Genomic DNA, 20,791 nt, shown 5'->3' with positions numbered 1-20,791 from the left:
GCCTCTGCGGACGGGCAAAAGGACCCGTCCCTTCAGGCCGAGCGCCCCGGAGACCCGTGTCCATGACGCCGACGACGATTCCGACGACGCCGTATTCCGATCAGAAGCCCGGCACATCGGGTCTTCGCAAGAAGGTCCCGGTCTTCCGGCAGCGGCATTACGTCGAGAACTTCGTTCAGGCGATCTTCGATTCCATCGCCGACAAGGCGGGCAAGACCCTGGTACTCGGCGGCGACGGGCGCTTCCTCAACCGCGAGGTGGTGCAGATCATACTACGGCTTGCGGCCGGGAACGGGTTCGGGCGGGTGCTGGTCGGGCGCGGCGGCCTGCTTTCGACGCCCGCCGCCTCCTGCGTCATCCGCAAGCACAAGGCGATCGGCGGCATCATCCTCTCGGCGAGCCACAATCCCGGCGGGCCCGAGGGCGATTTCGGCATCAAGTTCAACGCCGCCAATGGCGGCCCCGCGCCGGAATCCCTCACGGACGCGATCTTCGCGCGGGCCAAGGCGATCTCGGCCTTCACCCTCGTCGAGGCCCGCGATCTCGACCTCGACCGGCTCGGCGAGACGAGCCTTGGCGCCATGGCGGTCGAGGTGATCGACCCGGTGGCCGATTATGCCGAGCTGATGCGCGAGTTGATCGACTTCGAGGCCGTCTCGAAGATGTTCGCCTCCGGCTTCCGCATGCGCTTCGATGCGATGAGCGCCGTCACCGGTCCCTACGCGACGGCCATCCTCGAAGGCATGCTCGGCGCGCCCCAGGGCACGGTGGTGAACGCCACGCCAAAGGAGGATTTCGGTGGCCACCATCCGGACCCGAACCCGGTCCATTGCCACGACCTCTACGACCTGATGCAGGGGCCGGACGCTCCGGATTTCGGCGCGGCTTCGGATGGCGACGGCGACCGCAACATGATCGTGGCCCCTGGCCTGTTCGTGACTCCGAGCGACAGCCTCGCCCTGCTCACCGCCCACGCCCACCGGGCGCCGGGCTATGCATCCGGCCTGAAGGGGGTCGCCCGCTCCATGCCGACGAGCCGCGCCGCCGACCGTGTCGCGGCCTCCCTCGGCATCGGCGCCTACGAGACGCCGACCGGCTGGAAGTTCTTCGGCAACCTGCTCGATGCCGGGCTCATCACCCTCTGCGGCGAGGAGAGCGCGGGCACGGGCTCGAACCATGTCCGCGAGAAGGACGGGCTCTGGGCGGTGCTGCTCTGGCTCAACATCCTCGCCGCGACGGGCGAGCGGGCCGATGCCCTGGTCCGCGCCCATTGGGCGCGCTTCGGGCGCGACTACTATGCCCGCCACGATTACGAGGAGGTCGATTCCGACGCCGCCAACGGCCTGATGCAAGCGCTCCGCGAAAAGCTCCCCGGCCTACCCGGCACGCGGCTGGGCGACCTCACCGTCTCGACCGCCGACGAGTTCGCCTACAAGGATCCGGTGGACGGCTCTCTCACAGAGCGGCAGGGGATCCGTGTCTCCTTCGCGGAGGATGCGCGCGTGGTGTTCCGCCTGTCCGGCACCGGCACCGCCGGGGCGACGCTCCGGGTCTATCTCGAGCGCTATGAGAACGATCCCGCACGGCTCGACCTTCCGGTGGCCGAGGTGCTGGCTCCGGTCGTCGCGGCGGCCCGTTCGCTCGCCGAGATCGAACCCCGCACCGGCCGCGCCGAGCCGAGCGTGGTGACGTAGTTCCAACCCTCTGCGTCTTTTAATCCCGACCCTAGCGGGAAATTCTCTGTCGCCCCCCGGATTGAAACCTAGATGACAATGGCATGGCACGCGCCTTCCGGCGGGTGCCGGGCACGGGGGCGCAGGCAAGAAATGAACGTCCATGTCCGGCCGGAAACCGGTCGCGAGGCGGAGCTGCTGCGGTCGCGGCGCCTGTGCAAGATCGCCGCTTCCCCCTCTCCTACGTGCGGGGCTCGACCGACCGGTTCTACGAATGGATCGCGGACTTTCCCGTCGGCAGCCTGCCCGAGGGACCGCCGGTCTGGATCTGCGGCGATTGCCATCTCGGCAATATCGGCGCCCTAGCCGATCCCGAGGGGCGGGTGCGGATGCAGATCCGCGATCTCGACCAGACCGTCATCAGCAACCCGGCCTACGACCTCGTGCGGCTCACCCTGTCCCTGGTGACGGCGGGTCTCACCGCGCCGCTCTCCGGCCTCGCCGTCGCGCGGATGATCGAGGCGGTGGCCACGGGCTATCTCGACGGTCTCGATGATCCGGAGGAGGAGAAGGACGATGGCGATTCCGTCATCGTCGAAACCACCCGGCAGCGCGCCCTCGGCCGCCGCTGGCGCCACCTGTCGGAGGAGCGCCTGCGGGGCAAGTCCGCGCGCTTTCCCCGGGGCAAGCGGTTCCTCGACCTGTCGGGCGAGGAGTTCTCGCGCTTCGAGGCCCTGCTGGAGGCACCCGGCTTCCGGCGCCGCATCCTCGGCCTGGACACCGGCAGCGACGAGGCGTTGAGCCTCATCGACGCGGCCTATTGGATCAAGGGCTGCAGCTCGCTCGGCAAGATGCGGCTCGCGGGCCTCGTGCGCATCGCGGGGGCGAAGGACCGGGCCAAGGTCGCGTTGATCGACGTGAAGGAGGCGGTGCCGTATCTGGCCCCCCCGGCCTCGGACGCGACGATCCCCGAGGACCCTGCGCGCCGCGTGGTGGAGGGCGCCCGTGCCCTGTCCCCGGCCCTCGGCGAGCGGATGATCGCGGCCCATATGGGCGACACCCCGGTGATCGTGCGCGAGTTGCTTCCGCAGGATCTGAAGATCGTCGCCGAGCAATTCTCGAAGGAGGAAGGCGTGCGCGTGGCCCGCAGCCTCGCGGCGGTGGTCGGGCGGGCGCATGGACGGCAGATGTCGCCCGAGACACGGGGCGAGTGGCGCCACCATGTCGAGGCCGACGGCTGGCACGAGCGTGCCCCTCACTGGCTGTGGACCTCCGTCACGACGCTGATGGGCCTGCACCAGAGCGGCTATCTCGCTCATTGCCGCGACGTCGCCAGCGACAAGAGCCTCGCCAAATACGTCCGATAGGGTCGCGCGGTTGACCCGGAGGCCGGTCTCCCGTATGGAACCGGCCGTCGACGGGGCTCCTCAAGGGGGCCCCGCGGCGTTTTACGCGCACCCGTGGGCCGGCATTCCGCCGCCCTGTCGTCCCGGGCCCTAAGGCATCGGGAAGAGGAGGGCGCGTTCCTCATATCTCGTCACGAGAGGACGCGAAGTCATGTCGAAGCGGATTCAGGCCAAGCACAAGCTCGACCGCCGCATGGGCCAGAACATCTGGGGCCGCCCGAAGAGCCCCGTGAACCGCCGCGAATACGGCCCCGGCCAGCACGGCCAGCGCCGTAAGGGCAAGATGAGCGACTTCGGCACGCAGCTGCGCGCCAAGCAGAAGCTCAAGGGCTACTACGGCAACATCACCGAGAAGCAGTTCCGCCGTTACTACGCCGAGGCGATCCGCCAGCGCGGTGACTCGGGCGAGAACCTGATCGGCCTGCTCGAGCGCCGCCTGGACGCCGTGGTGTACCGCTCGAAGTTCGTCGCCACCCCGTTCGCCGCCCGCCAGTTCGTAAACCACGGGCACATCAAGGTGAACGGCGTGCGCGTCAACATCCCGAGCTATCAGGTGAAGGCCGGTGACCTCATCGAGGTCAAGGAGTCCTCCCGCCAGCTTGAGATCGTCATCGTGGCGAGCCAGGCTCGCCGAGCGTGACGTGCCGGACTACATCGAGGTCGACCACGCCAAGATGACCGCCCGCGTCACCCGCGTGCCGGGCCTCTCCGAGGTCCCCTACCCGGTGCAGATGGAACCGAACCTCGTGATCGAGTTCTACTCGCGCTGAGGTCTTCCAGACGCGGAACGACACAGGGGGCTGCCTTCGGGCGGCCCCTTTTTCGTTGCGATGGCTCTCTGAAGGAAGACGGGGCCCTCAGCACCCGTGGCAGATCGAACTCATCGTCCGGTGCATCTTCGTGTCCCAGGCCTTGGCGCGGGCTTCCGTGGCCTTCTGGGCCTTGAGCAGATCAGCATTGGCCGCCGCCTTGGCCGGGGTGTCCACCGGGGCGTTGCGCGGCGGGGGCATGGTCCGGCCGGTCGAGGAGATGGTGCGGCCGACCTTCGGGCCCATCGCCGGGTCCGTCACGGTGGTCTGTGCCAGGGCCGGGGTGGTGGCGAGGATCGCCGCCAGGGTCAGGGCGCGGCGCAGGCTGGACGAGACGAACGTGCTCATGAGACCGTACTCCCGGCGGTATCCCGCCCTCCAGAGAGCCTTGGGCACGATCCTATCCGAACCCGCCCCGAAGACCATGGCATGACCAACAGAAACCCGCCGGGCCCGGAAGCGATCCCCGACCGTCGCTCGGCCGTGACGGGGGCCCTCCTGCGCCTCGCCCCGCGCCTGCCGCCCTTCGAAGCGGGTGTCGTGCTCGACCGGGCGCTGGCGAGTCCAGGCCTGCGCCGGGCGGCGCCGGAAACGGCCGCGCGGCTTGCCCTGATCGCCTATGCAAGGCACGTCTTCACCGAATACGACGAGTTGCTCTCCGACGGCTACGACCGCGACAGCGCCCGGCATTTCGTCCTCGACGATCTCAACGAGGCGCTCGCCGCATGGGGGGCCAAGCCCATTCCGGAAGAAGCGGACGAGGTGACCGAGGGTGACGACTGAGCCGGTCGCCACCCGCCGCGCGATGGGGTAGGAGCCCGCAGCGCCACGGAGCGCGCCGCGAAAGGAGATCCCGACCGCATGAAGATCAGCGCACGCAACGTCCTCAAGGGCACCGTCGTCTCGATCGACAAGGGCGCGACCACCGCGCATGTGAAGATCGAGATCAGTCCCGGACAGATCGTGACGGCCTCGATCACCAACGAGTCGGTCGACAGCCTGAAGCTCGTGACCGGCGGCCCGGCCTATGCCGTCATCAAGTCCTCCGACGTGATGGTCGCCGTCGACTGATTCGTGTGAGACCATGCCCGCCCCCGCGACGTGTGGGGGCGGGACGGGACAAGGGGAATCCGCCACGTGAAGACCGTGCTCGGCATCGAGACCACCTGTGACGAGACGGCGGCCGCCATCGTCTCGGTCGATTCCGACGGGCTGCCGTCGATCCGCGCCAACGAGGTGCTCAGCCAGATCGCGGAGCACGCGGTCTATGGCGGCGTCGTGCCCGAGATCGCCGCCCGCGCCCATGTCGAGGTGCTGGACCGGCTGATCGCGCGTGCCCTCGAACGGGCCGGGACGCGGCTCGCGGACCTCGACGGCATCGCCGTGGCGGCCGGGCCGGGGCTGATCGGGGGCGTGCTCGTCGGCCTCGTCACCGCCAAGACCCTGGCGCTCGTGGCGCAGAAGCCCCTGCTCGCGGTCAACCACCTGGAGGCCCATGCCCTCACGGCCCGGCTGACCGACGGGCTCGACTTCCCCTACCTGCTCCTCCTTGCCTCGGGCGGGCACACGCAGCTCGTGGCCGTGCGCGGCGTCGGCGATTACGTGCGCCTCGGCGGTACCATCGATGATGCGATCGGCGAGGCCTTCGACAAGGCCGCCAAGCTCCTCGGCCTCGGCTATCCCGGCGGACCGGAGGTGGAGCGCATGGCCGAGGGCGGCGATCCCGAGCGGTTCGCCCTGCCCCGTCCGATGCTGGGCCGTCGACAGCCGGACTTCTCCCTGTCCGGCCTCAAGACCGCCCTGCGGATCGAGGCCGAGCGGATCGCGCCGCTGGCCGAGCGCGACGTGGCCGATCTCTGCGCGGGCTTCCAGGCGGCGGTGGTCGATGTGGTGATCGACCGGGCCCGCATCGCCCTGCGCGGCTTCGCCGATACGGCCGGGCGGCCGACCGCCCTCGTCGCGGCGGGGGGCGTCGCGGCCAACGGCGCCATCCGCCGGGCGCTGGCGGCGCTGGCGGGCGAGGCAGGCCTCGCCTTCGTCGCCCCGCCCCTGAACCTCTGCGGCGACAACGGCGCCATGATCGCCTGGGCCGGGCTGGAGCGCCTGCGGCTCGGCCTCGTGGACGACATTACCGCCCCCGCCCGCCCGCGCTGGCCGCTCGCCGTGGAGTCCGCGCCGGTCACGGCGGCATGAGCGCGGCGGCTCCCGCCGATCGGCGTGCGGTCTGGCGCGACCTCGTGGAGCGGCGCCTGCCAGAGGCCGCCCGCACGCATCCGGACTGGCCGGTGCGCCTCGACCATTGCTTCGCCCGCATCCTTCTGGACCAAGCCTGCGGCGGCCCTGGCGTGACAGCGTCCGTCCGCCTGCCCATGCGAACATGCCCCTCGACCGGCTGGAGGAGGCGATCGGCCTCGGTGAGGCCGTGCTGGCGGGGAAGGCCGATCTCCACGATCTCAACCGGCGCTCTCTGGCGTGGCGGGGCAAGCTGGGACGAACCGCATGAGCACGCCCATCAACGTCGTCGGTGGCGGGGCCTGGGGCACGGCGCTGGCCAATGCCGCGGCTGCGGCGGGCCATTCCGTGACGCTCTGGCTGCGCGATGCGGAGGCCGCCGCGCGGATTCAGACGGAGCGCGAGAATCCCCGCTACCTGCCCGGCGTGCCGTTGCACGCCCAAGTCCGCGCGACGGCCGTGGCGGAGGATCTCGCGGGAGCCGGGGCGACCCTGCTCGTGGTTCCCGCACAGACCTTGCGCGGCGTGCTCGGGCAACTCGCCGGGCCGCTCGCGGAGGCGGGGCCGGTGATCCTCTGTGCCAAGGGCATCGAGCGGGGCAGCGACAGCTTCATGAGCGCCGTGGCCGCCGACGTGCTGCCCACCGGGACGCCGGTCGCCGTCCTTTCCGGCCCGAGCTTCGCTGCGGATGTCGCCCGCAACCTGCCGACCGCCGTCACACTCGCCTGCACCGATGCGGGGCTCGCGGCCTCGCTCAGCGCCCTGCTCTCGGGGCCGACCTTCCGGCTCTACCACACCGATGACGTGCGCGGCGTCGAGATCGGCGGAGCGGGCAAGAACGTGTTGGCCATCGCCTGCGGGATCGTTGCCGGGCGCGGCCTCGGGGAGAGCGCCCGCGCCGCCCTGATCGCCCGCGCCTTCGCGGAGCTGATGCGCTTCGCGCGTGCTTTGGGCGGACGATCGGAGACGCTGATGGGTCTGTCGGGTCTCGGCGACCTCGTGCTCACGGCGGGCTCGCCGCAATCGCGCAACTTCGCCTTCGGCCAGCGCCTCGGCGCCGGGGCGAGCCCCGAGGAGGCCGCGGGCGGCAAGCTCGCGGAGGGCGCCTTCACCGCCGCCGCCCTGACCGGCCTCGCGCGGGCGCGCGGCGTCGAGATGCCGGTCGCCGAGGCGGTCGCCGCTCTGGTCGCGGGCGAGACCGGCGTCGATGCGGTCGTCACCAAACTTCTGGCCCGGCCGCTGCGTGGCGAGATGGATTGAGGATTCCCAAGGACAAGTCCTTGAGTGAGGTCCGGGGGTGAAGCCCCTGGGCTATGCAGGGCTCTGCCCTGCACCGGCCAAAGGACTCGGTCCTTTGGAAACCCAATTTCACGAGACGACGATGGCGTATTGGTTGTTCAAGTCCGAGCCCGCGACCTGGTCGTGGGAGCAGATGGTCGCGGCCGGCAAGGACGGAACGTTCTGGAACGGCGTGCGCAACCACCTCGCCAAGAAGCAACTGATGGCGATGCAGGTGGGGGAGAAGGGCTTCTTCTACCACTCGAACGAGGGCAAGGCCGTCGTCGGCGTGGTGGAGGTGATCCGCCCCTATTACCCCGACCACACGGACGAAACCGGTCGGTTCGGCATGGTCGACGTGCGCGCCGTCGAGCCGATGAAGGTCCCCGTGACCCTCGACGCGATCAAGGCCGAGGCGGCGCTGAAGGACATGGTGCTCGTCAACAACTCACGGCTGTCGGTGCAGCCGGTGAGCGAGAGCGAATGGGCGCTCGTGCGCGCGATGGGCGGCCTGAGCGCCTGAGGTGCATTAGCCCCGGCGCAGGGCCTTGGCCTTGCGGGCGAGGTAGCGGGCGTCGCGCTGGGCCTTGAGTTCGGCCTGACGGGCGATGGCGCGCTCCTCGGCGGCGATGCGCTCGGCCTCGACGCGCTCCGCCTCCGCCAGACGCGCGGCTTCCGCTTCGGCCTCGGCCCTGGCGATGGCGGCCAGACGCTGCAACTCGCGCTCGGCATTGCGGACCTCGCGGGCCTCCACGAGAGCGCGACGGGCGGACTGACGGGCGAGGACGGCAGGGTCGTCGGCAGCGGGCCGCGCGCGGAAGCGGGCCAGGGTCTGTGTACGCGCCTTGGTGGCGGCGGCGAGACGGTCGGTCAGGGCTTGGCTGTTCTGAAAGCTCACGAAGTCTCCGGATCGGGCGGGCGGGAGGCGCCTGCCGCTCTAACGTATCAAAAAAGGAAGCCGCTCCGGTGGGAGCGGCCCTGTCTGGCTGACCCGCGATGCATCCGGCCCGCGAGGGACCGGAGGCACCTTCAGGACTTACTCGGCGCGGAGCTGGCCGGCGGACTTCTTGCCGCTGCGGCGGTCGGTTTCCAGCTCGTAGGAGATGCGCTGACCCTCGTTGAGGGTGCCGAGCCCAGCGCGCTCGACGGCGGAGATGTGCACGAACACGTCCTGGCCGCCATCCTCAGGCTGGATGAAGCCGAAGCCCTTGGTCGCGTTGAACCACTTCACGGTACCGGTCGACATGGATTGGTCTCGATCTTCGCGGGGTCAGGGGTAGAAACGTCGCCGCGAAGCCGCGTGACGTCGGGTCGAACGATAGCGATAGGAGGAACGAACCGCCCCGCGAAGGAAATTACGGCCCAAAACATCCGAAAACGTACCGATAGAACAACCGTATGCCCCTGCGGAACATTTTGCAAGGCCGCCGAAAATTTGGATTATTTTTGAGAAATCACTTGTATTTTCAGAGATGAACCAGCGGCGATACGGCTGCGGCGGGTCGTTGGGCCCGATCTTTCATTCGTCATTGCGAGCGCAGCGAAGCAATGACGGCGGAGCTTTCGTCAGTTCGTTAGACGGACTCAAGCCGCGCGGCTCACCGGACGCGCGGACTTGGCCCGTTGCGGCGCCTCGATCAACGGCTCCGGCTCTTCGAAGGATTCGGCCGGAAGCGTGTCCATCACCCGCGCGGCAGGCAGCGTCACGACGACCTCGGTGCCCTCGCGGGGGCGCGACACCAGATGGAACTGGCCGCCATGCAGTTCCACGAGGCCCTTCACGATCGGCAGGCCGAGGCCGGAACCCTGTTCGGCGGTCTTGATCGCCAGCGCGCCGCGGCCAAACGACGACATGACGGTGCCGGCTCGTCCTCCGGGATGCCGGGGCCGCTGTCGCGCACGGAGAGGTACTGTCCGCCCCGCGCGGTCCAGCCGACCTTCAGCCAGATCTCGCCGCCGGGCGGCGTGAACTTCACCGCGTTGGAGAGCAGGTTGAGCACGATCTGGCGCAGAGCCCGCTCGTCCGCCCAGAGGCGCGGCAGGCTGGTATCAACCATGTCGTGGACGGTCTGGCCCTTCGCCTTGGCGCGCAGGGCCATCATGTGGCGGCACTCTTCCACGACGCTCGCCAGCAGCACCGGCTCCTCGTTCGGCTCGTAGCGCCCAGCCTCGATGCGCGACAGGTCGAGGATCTCGTTGATGAGGTTGAGCAGGTGCATCCCGCTATCGTGGATGTCGTTCGAATATTCCCGGTAGGCCGGGGCGGTGTGCTGGCCGAACACCTCGCTCTTCATCACCTCCGAGAAGCCGAGGATGGCGTTGAGCGGCGTGCGCAGCTCGTGGCTCATCGTGGCCAGGAAGCGCGATTTAGCGAGATTCGCCTCCTCGGCCCGGCGGCGGGCCTCGTCGGAATTGGCCTTGGCCTGCTCCAACTCACCGAACACCGCGTCCTTCTCGGCGCGGGAATGCAGGGCGCCGACCGTGGTGGCATAGAGCCGCCGGGCGAGCCCCAGGAAGAAGACCTGCGTGCCCGCCGCCATGGCGACGAGCATCAGCGCGTCCATGCTGCTGGAGAAGGCGGTGAGAGAGATCGTGGCGACCGTCAGCGGCACCAGGGCGGCCACGGCGGCGGCGGGCACGGTGGCCGCGAGCATGGTCGTCACCGCCGCCGCGATGACGAGGCCGAACAGGGCGAAGGTCCAGCCGCCCGTGCCGCCGATCGCGGCCATGCCCGACCACGACAGGCCCTGCAGCACCTCGCCGATCACGAAGCGGCGGCGCCAGCGAACGAGGTCGATATGCTCCAGATCGGCCACGAGGAACTGTCGGCTCAGCACCGAGGTGAGCGTGATCATCAGGAACACGCACAACGCCCAGGCCGCCGCGAAGACCATCGGCACCCAGAAGGTCGCCGCGCCTGCCAGCGCGACGGCGAACAGCCCGAGGGGGATGCCGGCTTCGGCCCGGTACTGGGCGTAGTGGCGCAGCAACTCGTGGTCGAAGGCCCGTTCCAGCCCGGTGAGCGAGGTCAGCCGTTCGCGGGCCGACCGGATGTCGCGGGCGACACCGAGGCGCCGGGCGGCCTCCTCCGTCGAGGGACCCCGCCCGCGCTGGACCATCTCGACAGTGAGATCGGACATGCGCTCAGGAAGACCGGATTTTCGGGATTTATTGACGAAACCCGTCCGAGGATGCGGCGAAACTCATAAGAAGCAGTTGCCGGGATCTCTCCAATCGTCGCTAAACGGGGCGGCATCCCGTTTACCCCCAGCTTCTGTGCGCTGGCGCACCGCCCGGAGGCGGGACGGCGGGTCTAGTTGTGTCTACAAGTTCGCGTCAGGCCTGCGAAACCGAAGCTCCGCCATGCCCCAGATCACGATCAACGGCGTGCCGCGTACGGTCGACGCCGATCCGGACACGCCGCTCCTATGGGTGCTGCGCGACCACCTGACCCTCACCGGCACCAAATACGGCTGCGGCATCGGCCAGTGCGGCGCCTGCACCGTGCATCTCGACGGGCAGCCGGTGCGTGCCTGCCAGACCCGCCTCGGCGATGTCGGCACCGCGCCGGTGGCGACCGTCGAGGGCGTGTCGGGCCGGGTCGCGGAGGCGGTGCGGGCCGCGTGGCGCAAACTCGACGTAGTTCAGTGCGGCTACTGCCAGTCGGGCCAGATCATGTCGGCCATCGGCCTGCTCTCGGCCAATGCCCGCCCGACCGATGCCGACATCGACGGCGCCATGGACGGCAACATCTGTCGCTGCGGCACCTACCAGCGCATCCGCGCCGCGATTCACGAGGCGGCGAGCCACCTCGCCTGATCGCCCCGCCGGGCCATCTGGGGCTCATGTCCAGCGTAAGCGGGCGGGGAGGACAGCCTCCGCGACCGTCACGAACGATTCCCTTCACGGTCCAGACCGGAGCATCGCCGCCATGCTGAACGTCCGTCGGCCGACCGGGCCCCTGTCCGAAGCCTCGCCCGCCCCCCGTCCGAGCCGCCGGGGCTTCCTCGCCGGGGCCGGTGCCATCGTCGTGGCCTTCCGTCTGGAGACCGGGCCCGCCCGTGCCGCCGGGCTCGACCCGTCCGGTATCCGGCCCGATCCCAACGCCTTCCTGCGCATCGGCGCGGACGACACCGTGACCGTGGTGATCAAGCACCTCGACATGGGCCAGGGAAACACGACCGGCCTCGCCACCATCCTCGCGGATGAACTCGGGGCCGACTGGTCGACGGTGCGCACCGAGTTCGCCCCAGCCGACGCGGCCCGCTACAACAACCTGCTGATGGGGCCGATCCAGGGTACGGGCGGCTCCACCGCCATCGCCAATTCCTGGGTGCAGTTGCGCAAGGCGGGCGCGGCGGCCCGCGAGATGCTGGTCGCCGCCGCCGCTTTCCAGTGGCGCGTGCCCGTGGCCGAGATCAGCGTAGCGGACGGCATCGTCCGCCACGCTGCCTCGAACCGTCAGGCGCGGTTCGGCGACCTCGCGGCCTCCGCCGCCACCCTCCCCGTCCCGGCCGATCCGAGGCTGAAGGACCCGAGCGAGTGGCACCTCATCGGCAAGCCGGTGAACCGCCTGGATTCCGCGGCCAAGACGGACGGCTCGGCGGTCTACTCCCTCGACACCCGCCGCCCTGGCCAGGTGACGGCGATGATCACCCGTGCCCCCGTCTTCGGCGGCACGGTGAAGAGCGTCGATGACGCCGCCGCCCGCAAGGTCGCGGGGGTGCTCGACGTGGTGCGCGTGCCTTCGGGCGTGGCGGTGGTCGCGAAGGACACGTGGTCGGCCATGCAGGGCCGCAAGGCGCTGAAGGTGACCTGGGACGAGTCCGCGGCCGAGACGCGCTCCTCCGAGGCGATCCTCGCCGATTACCGGGAGCGGGCGAAATCCCCCGGCCTCACCGCCTCCAAGCGCGGCGACGCGCAGGCGGCGCTGAAAGGCGCGGCGACGGTCATTGAGGCCGAGTTCACCTTCCCCTACCTCGCCCATGCGGCGATGGAGCCCCTGAACGCGACTATCGAGAAGGCGCAGGACGGCGGCTACGATGTCTATGCCGGGTTCCAGTTCCAGACCGTGGAGCAGGCGACCATGGCCGCCATCCTCGGGGTGACCGCCGACAAGGTCCGGTTGCACACGACCTGGGCGGGCGGCTCCTTCGGCCGCCGCGCCACGCCCACGGCGGATTACGCCGCCGAGACGGCGGCCGTCTTCAAGGCCAGTGGCGAAAAGGCGCCGGTCCATCTCGTCTGGACGCGCGAAGACGACATGACCGGCGGCTATTACCGCCCGAGCGTGCTCCACAAGGTCCGGGCGGGCATCGATGCCAAGGGCGCCATCGTCGGCTGGGACCATGTGATGGTCGGCAAGTCGATCATGATCGGCTCGCCCTTCGAGGCGATGATCGTGAAGGACGGCATCGACGCCACCACGGTCGAGGGCGCCTCGGACACGCCCTACGCGCTGCCCGCCTACCGCTTCGGGGTCCATAACGGGCGCGAGGGTGTGCCGGTCCTTTGGTGGCGTTCGGTCGGCCACAGCCACACCGCCCATGTCATGGAGGTGATGATCGACGACCTCGCCCATGCGGCGGGGGCCGATCCGGTCGCCTACCGGCTGGGGCTGCTCGGCAATGCTCCGCGCCTCGCCGCCGTGCTGCAACTCGCCGCCGGCAAGGCGGGCTGGGGCGGCGCACAGGCGAAGGGCAGCGGCCTCGGCGTCGCCGTCCACGAATCCTTCGGCTCCTATGTCGCGATGGTGGCGCAGGTGAGCGCGGGCCAGGGCTCCGTGAAGGTCGAGCGTATCGTCGCCGCCGTCGATGTCGGCATCGCCATCAACCCGGACGTGGTCCGGGCGCAGGTCGAGGGGGCGGTTGGATTCGCCCTGTCTTCGGTGCTGCGCAACCGCATCACCCTGAAGGACGGACAGGTGCAGGAGGCGAATTTCGACGCCTACGAGCCGACCCGGATCAGCGAGATGCCGAAGGTCGAGGTCCATATCGTGCCGAGCACCGTCGCGCCGACCGGCATCGGCGAGCCCGGCGTGCCGGTCCTGGCGCCCGCCATCGCCAACGCGGTCTTCGCGGCGACGGGGCAGCGGCTGCGCTCGCTGCCGCTCGACCTGTCGGGCCTGAGGGGCGCGTGAGGAATCGCACAATATTTCAGCCTGGGGAGGCGTAGACCGGATCTGCCTTCCCCCAAGGCAAGAGACTCCACTGCAACGGCGCGGCGCGACCCGCGCCGTTTCTTTTGTGCTCATCGGGGCGCTGCTCCGACACCCCGCCAGAGGGCTCGGCCCCTCGGGCTCCCTATATTCAACCCATGCAGCCCTTCGAAGAGACCGCCGCGCGGTTGCGCGCCTGCCGCATCTGCCGGGATACGCCGCTCTACGGGCCGCCCCTGCCGCAGGAGCCCCGGCCGATCATCCAGGGCTCGACCGGGGCGCGGCTCTGCGTGGCGAGTCAGGCACCGGGAACGCGGGCGCACCGGACGGGCATGCCGTTCATGGATCCGTCCGGCGTGCGGCTGCGCTCCTGGCTGGGGCTCGACGAGGCGCAGTTCTACAACCCAGAAAAGATCGCCATCGTGCCGATGGGCTCGTGCTTTCCCGGTCTCGATGAGAAGGGCGGCGACAAGCCTCCGCGCCGGGAATGCGCCGAGCGCTGGCGCGCCGAACTCTTCGCGGGCCTGCCGAACCTCGACCTGATCCTCGTGATCGGCTCCTACGCGCAGACCTGGCACCTCGGGAAGCTGGAGGGCGGGCTCACGGGCACCGTGCGGCGCTGGCGCGAGCTCCTCGCCGAGCCCCGCATTCCCCGGGTGCTGCCCCTGCCCCACCCCTCCTGGCGCAACAACGGCTGGCTGAAGCGAGAGCCGTGGTTCGAGGCCGAATTGTTGCCGGTGCTTCGCGCGGAGGTCGCGCGGGTGCTGGCCGATTGAGCCGCGCGCGTCATCTAACCGGCCTGCCCCCGGAGACGCCCATGCTGCTCTACGAGCACCCGCTCTCGTCCTATGCGCAGAAGATCAAGATCGCGCTGCGCGAGAAGGGCGTGCCGTTCAGGGCGGAACTGCCGGAGAGCTTCGGCACCGGTAGCCTGGACGGGCCCTTCGCCGCCGCCAATCCCCGCACCGAGGTGCCGGTGCTGATCGACGGGGACGTGACGATCTTCGAATCGACGGTGATCCTCGAATACATCGAGGAACGCTGGCCCGAGCCGCCGCTCCTGCCGCGCGATCCCGCCGCCCGCGCCTTCGCCCGCGTGACGGAGGATGTCTGCGACACCCAATACGAAGCGGTGAACTGGGGTTTCGGCGAGATCCTGTGGTTCAAGCGCGCGACGGGCGATCTCGCCGAGCGCATGCGGGCCGAGGCCGCCGCCCAGACCCGGACGCTTCAGGACTGGCTGACGAAACGCCTCGGCGCGGCCGACTGGTTCGGAGGGCCGGGCTTCGGCTGGGCCGACGCGGCGGTGGCGCCGATGCTCAACCGCTCGTTCCATTACGGCCTCGGGCCGGAAACTGGCAGCCCGCTTGCACTCTGGCACGCGCGAGTGCGGGAGCGCCCATCCGTCGAAAAAACCTTCGCCGAGTTCGACGCGGCGGCGGCCAGGATGGCGGCGGCCTCCGAGATGTACACGACCGGCGGTCGGCGCCGGGAATACCGGGACCATCGCCTCGAATGGATGATCAAGTCCGGCGGTGTCGAGGTGGTCCTCGCGGGTCTGCGCGACGGGAACATCCGCTTCCCCTGGCCCGGCGGAACGCATTGACAGGCCGCCTGCCCCCGTGATCCGTGCGCGCATGAGCCAGACCGACCCGAGAGACCGCCTGATCGTCGCCCTGGACGTGCCGGGGGTGCCCGAGGCCGAGGCGCTGGTGGAGCGCATCGGCGACGCGGCGACCTTCTACAAGATCGGCTATAGGCTGGCCTATGCAGGCGGACTGGCGCTCGCGGAGCGGATGATCGGCCAGGGCCTGAAGGTCTTCCTCGATCTCAAGCTGCACGACATCGGCAACACGATCGAGGAAGGGGTGCGCTCGGTCTCGGCGCTCGGGGCGACATTCCTTACGGTCCACGCCTATCCGCAGACCATGCGGGCGGCGGTGAAGGGCCGGGGCAACGGCCTGAAGATCCTCGCCGTGACAGTGCTCACCTCCTACGACGACGCGGATGCGCAGGAGGCCGGCTATGCCCTGCCCGTGGCCGAACTGGTCGCCAAGCGCGCCGCCCAGGCGGCCGAGATCGGCATCGACGGGCTCGTCTGCTCGGCGGCCGAGGCGGCGGGGGTGCGCGGCCTCGTCGGCCCGGACCGGCTGATCGTGACGCCCGGCATCCGCCCGGCCGGGGCCGATGCGGGCGATCAGAAGCGGGTGATGACCCCCGGCGATGCCCGCCGCGCGGGGATCGATCACGTGGTGGTCGGCCGCCCCATCACTGGTGCCGCCGATCCGAGGGCGGTCGCCAGGGCGATCGTCGCCGAGATGGCCTGAGGCTGCGCCCGCCTTATGTGAAGGGCCTCGCCGCCGGGGCGAGCGAAGGGCAGCACCGATGGTCAAGGGTTACTGGATCGCGCGAGTCGATGTGCGCGATGCCGAGGCGTACAAGGAGTACGTGGCGGCCAATGGCGCGGCCTTCGCTCAGTTCGGCGGGCGCTTCCTGATCCGCGGCGGGCGCTACGAGGCGGTGATGGGGCAAGCCCGCAGCCGCAACGTCGTCATCGAATTCCCGAGCTACGAGGATGCCCTCGCCTGCTGGAACTCGGATCTCTACCAGCAGGCCAAGGCCAAGCAGCGCGGCGGCGTCGAGGCCGAGATCCTGGTGATCGAGGGCTATGACGGCCCGCAACCGTCCGTCTCGGAGCCTGCCCCGCCCTCGACCCCCGCTTCCGAATAGGATCAGGGCCGCGCCAGGGATCGCAGTAGGAAGGCGATCATCGTCTCCAGCGGCGGAATCGGCGGCTGCAACGGCTGCCCGACCAGCAGCGGATGGGTGTAGCGGGCGATCCCGACATGGATGCAGCCCGCCGCCGCCGCCGGATCGGAGGTGGCGAATTCGCCCTCGCGAACGCCGTCGCGGATGATGCGCTCGAGCACCGCCGTGAGCTTCGCGACGTGTTCGCTACACACGTCCCAACTCTCGGCCATGGCGGCCTCGACCATTTCGTGGATGCGGGGATAGCGCTCGTAGCGCTCCATGCCATGCCGGTGGAGGGCGTGGATCGCGGCGACGAGCCGTTCCGTCGGGGTCTGGCCGGGACGCTCGGCGATGGCGATAAGCATCGCCTCGACTTCACCGATCAGCCGTTCGAGCACGGCCTCGTTGATCGCCTTCTTCGAGTCGAAGAAGCGATAGACGTTCGCCGGGCTCATCTTCAGAGCCCGGGCGATGTCGGCGACGGTCGTTTTCTGGTAGCCGATCTCGTGAAAGAACGTGCTCGCCGTCGCCATGATGCGGCAACGGGTGGTCGGCGCGCTCTCGTCGGCGATCGTCGGCTTGATGTCGGCGGGATGCATGACCCCTGGTAGGGCAGGCGGCCAAACGCGTCAAAACCGGGCCGTCACGACCCGGTTCCGGTAGCGGAGCCTGCCCGGCGCCGGATCAGGACCCGAACTGCGAGCCCAGCCGCTCCAGGTACTCGGCGAGGTCCACACCCCCGACGCGCTTGCCGTAATCGAAGCGCATGCCCTGGCGGATGTCGACGCTTGCATTCGGCGTGGTGAGGGTGAACGGCCGGACGCAAATCCAGGCCCCGTCGCGGCGATGCTCGAAGAAGCCCAGGATGTCGTGCTTGGCCATGGTCCCCGCCCTCCCGTCGCCCCTCGTTTCGCGATTCTGGCGCGAATAAGGCGGCGACCTCGTTGTCTCCCATTTACAACGGCTTTGCAGTTAATTGGTTCTCAACATGCGGCCGATTGTCGTCATTCGTCGGGCCGGGCGGCGTTGACCATCTCCGGCGGCTCGACCTCCGGCAGTTCCATGCGCTGCGACGGGTCGGGGCGACGGCTGCGGTCGTGGGGCGGAAGGCTCTGCGTTTGCCCGGTGGCGAGCGCCCGCTCCACGGCTTCAAGGATGCGGATGTCGCAGAGGCCCTCTTCGCCATCCGGCTCCGGCACCCGGTCGTTCAGGATGCAATCGGAGAAGTACCGCGTCTGGCCGCCGAACTGATCCACGCTCGGATAGGCAAGTGACTCGGTCGTGCTGCCCCGTGTCAGCGTGCCCCCAAGGCCCTTGCCGAACAGGAAGGCGGGTTGCAGGTGCAGGTCGCCCTCCGTGCCCGTGACCCGGTAGGCATCGACGCCCTCGGTCTCGTAGGAGACGGTGAACTGTGCCAGACGCCCGCTCGGGAAGCGGAGGGTGACGGCGACGGTGCCGTCGAAGGGGAACGGGCTGTCCGGCCGTCGGCTGCCGATGGCCGAGACCTCCACCGGCTCCTCCCCGAACAGGTTGCGCGCGGCATTGATCGGATAGGTGCCCATATCGGGCACGGGGCCGGCCCAGTAGCCCTGCTTCGCCCGGTGGTTGGCGGCGCTGACCTTCTGGCCGAAGGTCGCGGTGAACATGCGCGGCTCACCGATCTCGCCAGCGCGGATCCGGGCGATGGCGTCGAGCGTGCCCGGCTCGAAATGCAGCCGGTAGGCGATCATCAGCTTGGCGCCGCTCGCTCGAGCCGCCGCGTTGATCGCCTCGCATTCCGCGACGCTCACCGCCATCGGCTTTTCGAGGAGCACGTGGCACCCGGCTTCCAGCGCCGGCACGGCGTAGTCCTGGTGCATGCCGTTGGGCAGGGCGAGATAGACCGCGTCGAACAGGTCCGAGGCCAGGGCCTCTTTGTAGCGATCGTAGGTGAAGGCGGTCAGGCCGTAGAGGTCGGCGAGCGCCTTGCCCTTCTCGGGATCGCCCGTGACGATGGCCGTCATCTCGGAATTGCCGGTCTGGGCCACGCCCGGCATGAAGGCCGCCTGGGAAATCCAGCCCCCGCCCACCACCGCGTAGCGCACCTTGCGCCCCGATACCCATTTCGCCTGCATGCCCATCTCCGCTGCGGTGCGAAGGCGGAACGCGGGACCGTGCGGGATGATCCGAGAAGTTCCTGACGAGGGCCGCCGCTTTCGGTCGCGTCCCCGCTGGGCGGCGCACACCTATGTGTGCGCTGCAATGGATGGGTTCGACCCGCCTCACCTTCTCTCAGGACAAGTCGCCATGGCCCTGTTTCACTGGATCGGTCGCATGTTCCGCTTCGCCGGGCATCTCGCCGCAACCGCCTTCCTCAAGGTCGTGACCCTGTTCGGGGCCTCACTGGACCTCGTCCTCGCGCTCGTGACGCAGGCCTACGAGCGGTTCGATGGGGGCTTCTCCGAACTCGCCGCCGAGTCGCGGCGGCGCAGGGCGGCCAAGGAACGCGTGGCCGCCCCCGCCGAGTGACCGGCCGATCCGGTCTACTGCACAGTCTTCAGCGCGCCGGTCTTCTCATGGAAGTCCGGCCCGTTGATCGTCTTGGTCACGTGCCCGGCGCGAATCAGGTAATCGCCGAAATGCTCGCCGGCCTGCTTGCCCTTCGCGAATTCGGCGAAGAGCGGATCGAGCGTCGAGACCACCTCGGCCGGTGAGGCATCCTCGCGGTAGAGCTTGCCCAGGCGAGAGCCGTCGAAGGCCGCGCCGAGATAGAGATGGTAGCGCTCGGGGCCGCGACCCACGAGGCCGATCTCCGCGATGAAGGGCCGGGCGCAGCCGTTCGGGCAGCCAGTCGAGCGGATGGTGATCTCCTCGTCCTGAAGTCCATGCTTGGCGAGGCTCGCCTCCAGATCGTCCATCAGACCCGGCAGGAACCGCTCGCTCTCGGCGAGGGCCAGACCGCAGGTCGGCATGGCGACGCAGGCGATGGAGTTCCGCCGCAGGGCGCCCGCGCCCTTGGTCATCCCGTACTCGTCGACGATCGCCTCGATCGCGGCGCGCTTCTCGGACGGAACGTTGGCGATGATGACGTTCTGGTTGGCGGTCAGGCGGAAATCGCCCTCATGCTCCTCGGCCACCCGGCGCAGACCCGCCAGGAATTGGGGGCCGCCCTCGTAATCCTTGATCCGGCCCGAGGGGACGTAGAGCGTCAGGTGGTGACGGCCGTCATCGCCCTCGGTCCAGCCGAAGCGGTCGCCGTTATTGGTGAAGGTGTAGGGCTTGGGCGCGCCGAGCTTCTTGCCGATGCGCTTCTCCACCTCGGCCCGGAACGCGTCGAGGCCGTACCGCTCGATCGTATACTTCAGGCGGGCGTTCTTGCGGTTCTTGCGGTTGCCCCAGTCGCGCTGGACGGTCATCACCGCCTCGGCGACCTTGATCGCGTCCTCGGGCTTCACGAAGCCCATCACGTCGGCGGTGCGTGGGAAGGTGTCCGGCTCGCCATGGGTCATGCCCATGCCGCCGCCCACCGTGACGTTCCAGCCGGTGACGTCGTTCTTCTTGTCCAGGATGGCGATGAAGCCGAGATCATGGGCGAAGATGTCGACCTCGTTCGAGGGCGGCACGGCGATGACCGTCTTGAACTTCCGCGGCAGGTAGGTGCGGCCGTAGATCGGCTCCACTTCCAGCCCGTCCTCGCCGCCGACGACGCGCTCGCCGTCGAGCCAGATCTCCCGCCACGCCCCGGTCTTCGGCAGAAGCGAGATCCGAGATGTCCTTGGCGAGCTGGTAGGCCGCCTTGTGCGCCTTCGCCTGGGCCGGGTTGGTCGCGGCCATGACGTTGCGGTTCACGTCACCGCAGGCGGCGATCGTGTCGAGCAGGGCCGCGTCGATGGCGGCCATGGTCCGCTTCAGATTCGACTTGATGACGCCGTGGTACTGGAAGGTCTGGCGGGTCGTCGCGCGCAGGGCGTTGCCGGCATAGGTACGGGCGATGTCGTCCAGCACCAGCCATTGCTTGGGCGTGACGATGCCGCCCGCGATGCGCAGGCGGATCATGAAGCTGTAGGCCTTGTCGAGCTTCTTCTTGGTCCGCTCGGGGCGAAGGTCGCGATCGTCCTGCAGGTACATCCCGTGGAACTTCACGAGTTGCCCGTCATCCTCTGATATGGCGCCGGTCGCGTGCTTCAGAAGCCCGTCCGCGAGGGTTCCGCGCAGATAGCCGCTGGCGATCTTGATGTGCTCGTTCGCGGCCAGCTTCGCCTCGCGAGCGGCCTCCGCCTCGGTAATCGGGCGGTCGGTCGGCGGGGTCTCGTAGACGCGCTTGGTGGGGGTGCCGTCGGTCATGGTGGTCCCGGTATTCTCTGTCGGCGGCGACGATCCGATCCGCCCGCCTCATCCTGAGGTGCCGCAGCGACGCGGAGACCTCGAAGGAGGGCTCCAGGCATCGCGCGGCCTTGGAAGGTCTCCTTCGAGGCCCGCTGGCGCGGGCACCTCAGGATGAGGGCG

20 protein-coding genes and 4 pseudogenes are annotated in these 20,791 nt (G+C 69.3%); 16 read left to right on the top strand and 8 right to left on the bottom strand.

The features are described from left to right. Nucleotides 1-62 precede the first annotated feature (62 nt). From ACFQE0_RS19290 to rpsD, 3 genes and pseudogenes are all read left to right on the top strand, one after another. The gene (locus ACFQE0_RS19290) at nucleotides 63-1,694 is read left to right on the top strand and encodes an alpha-D-glucose phosphate-specific phosphoglucomutase (RefSeq protein WP_378972556.1); all 1,632 of its coding nucleotides are present in this window, start codon (nucleotides 63-65) and stop codon (nucleotides 1,692-1,694) included. 194 nt (nucleotides 1,695-1,888) lie between these two features. Continuing rightward, the gene (locus ACFQE0_RS19285) at nucleotides 1,889-3,040 is read left to right on the top strand and encodes a DUF2252 family protein (RefSeq protein WP_378972554.1); all 1,152 of its coding nucleotides are present in this window, start codon (nucleotides 1,889-1,891) and stop codon (nucleotides 3,038-3,040) included. Between the two features lie 190 nt (nucleotides 3,041-3,230). Further along, a pseudogene (gene rpsD / locus ACFQE0_RS19280) lies at nucleotides 3,231-3,849 on the top strand (30S ribosomal protein S4). A gap of 87 nt (nucleotides 3,850-3,936) precedes the next feature. On the opposite strand, the gene ACFQE0_RS19275 reads toward rpsD, so the two are convergent. Next, a complete protein-coding gene (locus ACFQE0_RS19275; protein ID WP_378972552.1) occupies nucleotides 3,937-4,236 on the bottom strand; it encodes a hypothetical protein in 300 nt (99 codons plus the stop codon). A gap of 81 nt (nucleotides 4,237-4,317) precedes the next feature. Here ACFQE0_RS19275 and ACFQE0_RS19270 point away from each other — a divergent pair, with 81 nt between their 5' ends. The 6 genes and pseudogenes from ACFQE0_RS19270 (at nucleotide 4,318) to ACFQE0_RS19245 (ending at nucleotide 7,921) form a co-directional block, all read left to right on the top strand. Next, on the top strand, nucleotides 4,318-4,671 hold the full coding sequence (locus tag ACFQE0_RS19270) for a DUF2293 domain-containing protein (protein ID WP_378972550.1): 354 nt from the start codon (nucleotides 4,318-4,320) through the stop codon (nucleotides 4,669-4,671). A 78-nt stretch (nucleotides 4,672-4,749) separates the two neighbouring features. After that, nucleotides 4,750-4,959 carry a TOBE domain-containing protein gene (locus ACFQE0_RS19265; protein WP_378972548.1) on the top strand — a complete coding sequence of 70 codons (210 nt, stop codon included), beginning with the start codon at nucleotides 4,750-4,752 and terminating at the stop codon, nucleotides 4,957-4,959. Nucleotides 4,960-5,025: 66 nt separating this feature from the next. Then, on the top strand, nucleotides 5,026-6,081 hold the full coding sequence (gene tsaD, locus ACFQE0_RS19260; RefSeq protein WP_378972546.1) for a tRNA (adenosine(37)-N6)-threonylcarbamoyltransferase complex transferase subunit TsaD: 1,056 nt from the start codon (nucleotides 5,026-5,028) through the stop codon (nucleotides 6,079-6,081). Next, nucleotides 6,078-6,376, top strand: a pseudogene (locus ACFQE0_RS19255) (GNAT family N-acetyltransferase); the annotation flags it as partial. The gene tsaD and the pseudogene ACFQE0_RS19255, both read left to right, overlap by 4 nt. An 11-nt stretch (nucleotides 6,377-6,387) precedes the next feature. Continuing rightward, nucleotides 6,388-7,380, top strand: a complete 993-nt coding sequence (locus tag ACFQE0_RS19250; protein WP_378972544.1) for an NAD(P)H-dependent glycerol-3-phosphate dehydrogenase — start codon at nucleotides 6,388-6,390, stop codon at nucleotides 7,378-7,380. A 121-nt stretch (nucleotides 7,381-7,501) separates the two neighbouring features. Continuing rightward, a complete protein-coding gene (locus tag ACFQE0_RS19245; protein ID WP_378972542.1) occupies nucleotides 7,502-7,921 on the top strand; it encodes an EVE domain-containing protein in 420 nt (139 codons plus the stop codon). 6 nt (nucleotides 7,922-7,927) lie between these two features. On the opposite strand, the gene ACFQE0_RS19240 is transcribed toward ACFQE0_RS19245, so the two are convergent. The 3 genes and pseudogenes from ACFQE0_RS19240 to ACFQE0_RS19230 all read right to left on the bottom strand — a co-directional run bounded on the left by ACFQE0_RS19240 (nucleotide 7,928) and on the right by ACFQE0_RS19230 (nucleotide 10,538). Further along, nucleotides 7,928-8,296, bottom strand: coding sequence for a DUF6481 family protein (locus ACFQE0_RS19240; protein ID WP_378972540.1), 369 nt, complete (start codon nucleotides 8,294-8,296; stop codon nucleotides 7,928-7,930). A 138-nt stretch (nucleotides 8,297-8,434) separates the two neighbouring features. Continuing rightward, nucleotides 8,435-8,644 carry a cold-shock protein gene (locus tag ACFQE0_RS19235; RefSeq protein WP_378972538.1) on the bottom strand — a complete coding sequence of 70 codons (210 nt, stop codon included), beginning with the start codon at nucleotides 8,642-8,644 and terminating at the stop codon, nucleotides 8,435-8,437. Between the two features lie 338 nt (nucleotides 8,645-8,982). Then, nucleotides 8,983-10,538: pseudogene (locus tag ACFQE0_RS19230) on the bottom strand (sensor histidine kinase). A 223-nt stretch (nucleotides 10,539-10,761) separates the two neighbouring features. Here ACFQE0_RS19230 and ACFQE0_RS19225 point away from each other — a divergent pair. The 6 genes from ACFQE0_RS19225 to ACFQE0_RS19200 all read left to right on the top strand — a co-directional run bounded on the left by ACFQE0_RS19225 (nucleotide 10,762) and on the right by ACFQE0_RS19200 (nucleotide 16,285). After that, nucleotides 10,762-11,217 (top strand): (2Fe-2S)-binding protein, encoded by a 456-nt coding sequence (locus ACFQE0_RS19225; protein WP_378972536.1) that lies wholly within the window; start codon nucleotides 10,762-10,764, stop codon nucleotides 11,215-11,217. A 112-nt stretch (nucleotides 11,218-11,329) separates the two neighbouring features. Further along, a complete protein-coding gene (locus tag ACFQE0_RS19220; RefSeq protein WP_378972534.1) occupies nucleotides 11,330-13,537 on the top strand; it encodes a xanthine dehydrogenase family protein molybdopterin-binding subunit in 2,208 nt (735 codons plus the stop codon). Nucleotides 13,538-13,713: 176 nt separating this feature from the next. Next, entirely contained in the window at nucleotides 13,714-14,331 is a 618-nt protein-coding gene (locus ACFQE0_RS19215) for a uracil-DNA glycosylase family protein (RefSeq protein ID WP_378972532.1), read from the top strand. 41 nt (nucleotides 14,332-14,372) lie between these two features. Continuing rightward, nucleotides 14,373-15,161: a glutathione S-transferase family protein gene (locus ACFQE0_RS19210; RefSeq protein WP_378972530.1), complete on the top strand. Its 789-nt coding sequence runs from the start codon at nucleotides 14,373-14,375 to the stop codon at nucleotides 15,159-15,161. Nucleotides 15,162-15,192: 31 nt separating this feature from the next. Then, on the top strand, nucleotides 15,193-15,882 hold the full coding sequence (gene pyrF, locus ACFQE0_RS19205; protein ID WP_378972528.1) for an orotidine-5'-phosphate decarboxylase: 690 nt from the start codon (nucleotides 15,193-15,195) through the stop codon (nucleotides 15,880-15,882). Nucleotides 15,883-15,940: 58 nt separating this feature from the next. Next, nucleotides 15,941-16,285 (top strand): DUF1330 domain-containing protein, encoded by a 345-nt coding sequence (locus tag ACFQE0_RS19200; RefSeq protein ID WP_378972526.1) that lies wholly within the window; start codon nucleotides 15,941-15,943, stop codon nucleotides 16,283-16,285. A 2-nt stretch (nucleotides 16,286-16,287) separates the two neighbouring features. Here ACFQE0_RS19200 and ACFQE0_RS19195 read toward each other — a convergent pair whose 3' ends face one another. The 3 genes from ACFQE0_RS19195 to ACFQE0_RS19185 form a co-directional block, all read right to left on the bottom strand. Next, nucleotides 16,288-16,905: a TetR/AcrR family transcriptional regulator gene (locus ACFQE0_RS19195; RefSeq protein WP_378972523.1), complete on the bottom strand. Its 618-nt coding sequence runs from the start codon at nucleotides 16,903-16,905 to the stop codon at nucleotides 16,288-16,290. Between the two features lie 85 nt (nucleotides 16,906-16,990). Next, nucleotides 16,991-17,188, bottom strand: a complete 198-nt coding sequence (locus ACFQE0_RS19190; RefSeq protein ID WP_378972521.1) for a hypothetical protein — start codon at nucleotides 17,186-17,188, stop codon at nucleotides 16,991-16,993. Nucleotides 17,189-17,310: 122 nt separating this feature from the next. Then, a complete protein-coding gene (locus tag ACFQE0_RS19185; protein WP_378972519.1) occupies nucleotides 17,311-18,420 on the bottom strand; it encodes a Gfo/Idh/MocA family protein in 1,110 nt (369 codons plus the stop codon). A gap of 172 nt (nucleotides 18,421-18,592) precedes the next feature. Between ACFQE0_RS19185 and ACFQE0_RS19180 the strand changes: the two genes are divergently transcribed. Next, nucleotides 18,593-18,814 carry a hypothetical protein gene (locus ACFQE0_RS19180; protein ID WP_378972516.1) on the top strand — a complete coding sequence of 74 codons (222 nt, stop codon included), beginning with the start codon at nucleotides 18,593-18,595 and terminating at the stop codon, nucleotides 18,812-18,814. Nucleotides 18,815-18,828: 14 nt separating this feature from the next. On the opposite strand, the pseudogene ACFQE0_RS19175 reads toward ACFQE0_RS19180, so the two are convergent. Further along, nucleotides 18,829-20,629 (bottom strand): annotated as a pseudogene (locus ACFQE0_RS19175) (NADPH-dependent assimilatory sulfite reductase hemoprotein subunit). Nucleotides 20,630-20,791: the final 162 nt, after the last annotated feature.

Source organism: Methylobacterium komagatae (assembly GCF_042661665.1).
In the GTDB taxonomy this organism is placed as follows: domain Bacteria; phylum Pseudomonadota; class Alphaproteobacteria; order Rhizobiales; family Beijerinckiaceae; genus Methylobacterium; species Methylobacterium komagatae.
Note: the sequence above shows the minus strand (reverse complement) of the source record. Positions and strands in the feature narration are given on the sequence as shown.

Coding starts and splice junctions, on each gene's coding strand:
- ACFQE0_RS19200 (WP_378972526.1), top strand. CDS start 15,941: ATGGTCAAGGGTTACTGGATCGCGCGAGTCGATGTGCGCGATGCCGAG.
- ACFQE0_RS19225 (WP_378972536.1), top strand. CDS start 10,762: ATGCCCCAGATCACGATCAACGGCGTGCCGCGTACGGTCGACGCCGAT.
- ACFQE0_RS19190 (WP_378972521.1), bottom strand. CDS start 17,188: ATGGCCAAGCACGACATCCTGGGCTTCTTCGAGCATCGCCGCGACGGG.
- ACFQE0_RS19215 (WP_378972532.1), top strand. CDS start 13,714: ATGCAGCCCTTCGAAGAGACCGCCGCGCGGTTGCGCGCCTGCCGCATC.
- ACFQE0_RS19195 (WP_378972523.1), bottom strand. CDS start 16,905: ATGCATCCCGCCGACATCAAGCCGACGATCGCCGACGAGAGCGCGCCG.
- pyrF (WP_378972528.1), top strand. CDS start 15,193: ATGAGCCAGACCGACCCGAGAGACCGCCTGATCGTCGCCCTGGACGTG.
- ACFQE0_RS19265 (WP_378972548.1), top strand. CDS start 4,750: ATGAAGATCAGCGCACGCAACGTCCTCAAGGGCACCGTCGTCTCGATC.
- ACFQE0_RS19270 (WP_378972550.1), top strand. CDS start 4,318: ATGACCAACAGAAACCCGCCGGGCCCGGAAGCGATCCCCGACCGTCGC.
- ACFQE0_RS19185 (WP_378972519.1), bottom strand. CDS start 18,420: ATGCAGGCGAAATGGGTATCGGGGCGCAAGGTGCGCTACGCGGTGGTG.
- ACFQE0_RS19290 (WP_378972556.1), top strand. CDS start 63: ATGACGCCGACGACGATTCCGACGACGCCGTATTCCGATCAGAAGCCC.
- ACFQE0_RS19275 (WP_378972552.1), bottom strand. CDS start 4,236: ATGAGCACGTTCGTCTCGTCCAGCCTGCGCCGCGCCCTGACCCTGGCG.
- ACFQE0_RS19220 (WP_378972534.1), top strand. CDS start 11,330: ATGCTGAACGTCCGTCGGCCGACCGGGCCCCTGTCCGAAGCCTCGCCC.
- ACFQE0_RS19180 (WP_378972516.1), top strand. CDS start 18,593: ATGGCCCTGTTTCACTGGATCGGTCGCATGTTCCGCTTCGCCGGGCAT.
- ACFQE0_RS19245 (WP_378972542.1), top strand. CDS start 7,502: ATGGCGTATTGGTTGTTCAAGTCCGAGCCCGCGACCTGGTCGTGGGAG.
- ACFQE0_RS19235 (WP_378972538.1), bottom strand. CDS start 8,644: ATGTCGACCGGTACCGTGAAGTGGTTCAACGCGACCAAGGGCTTCGGC.
- ACFQE0_RS19210 (WP_378972530.1), top strand. CDS start 14,373: ATGCTGCTCTACGAGCACCCGCTCTCGTCCTATGCGCAGAAGATCAAG.
- ACFQE0_RS19250 (WP_378972544.1), top strand. CDS start 6,388: ATGAGCACGCCCATCAACGTCGTCGGTGGCGGGGCCTGGGGCACGGCG.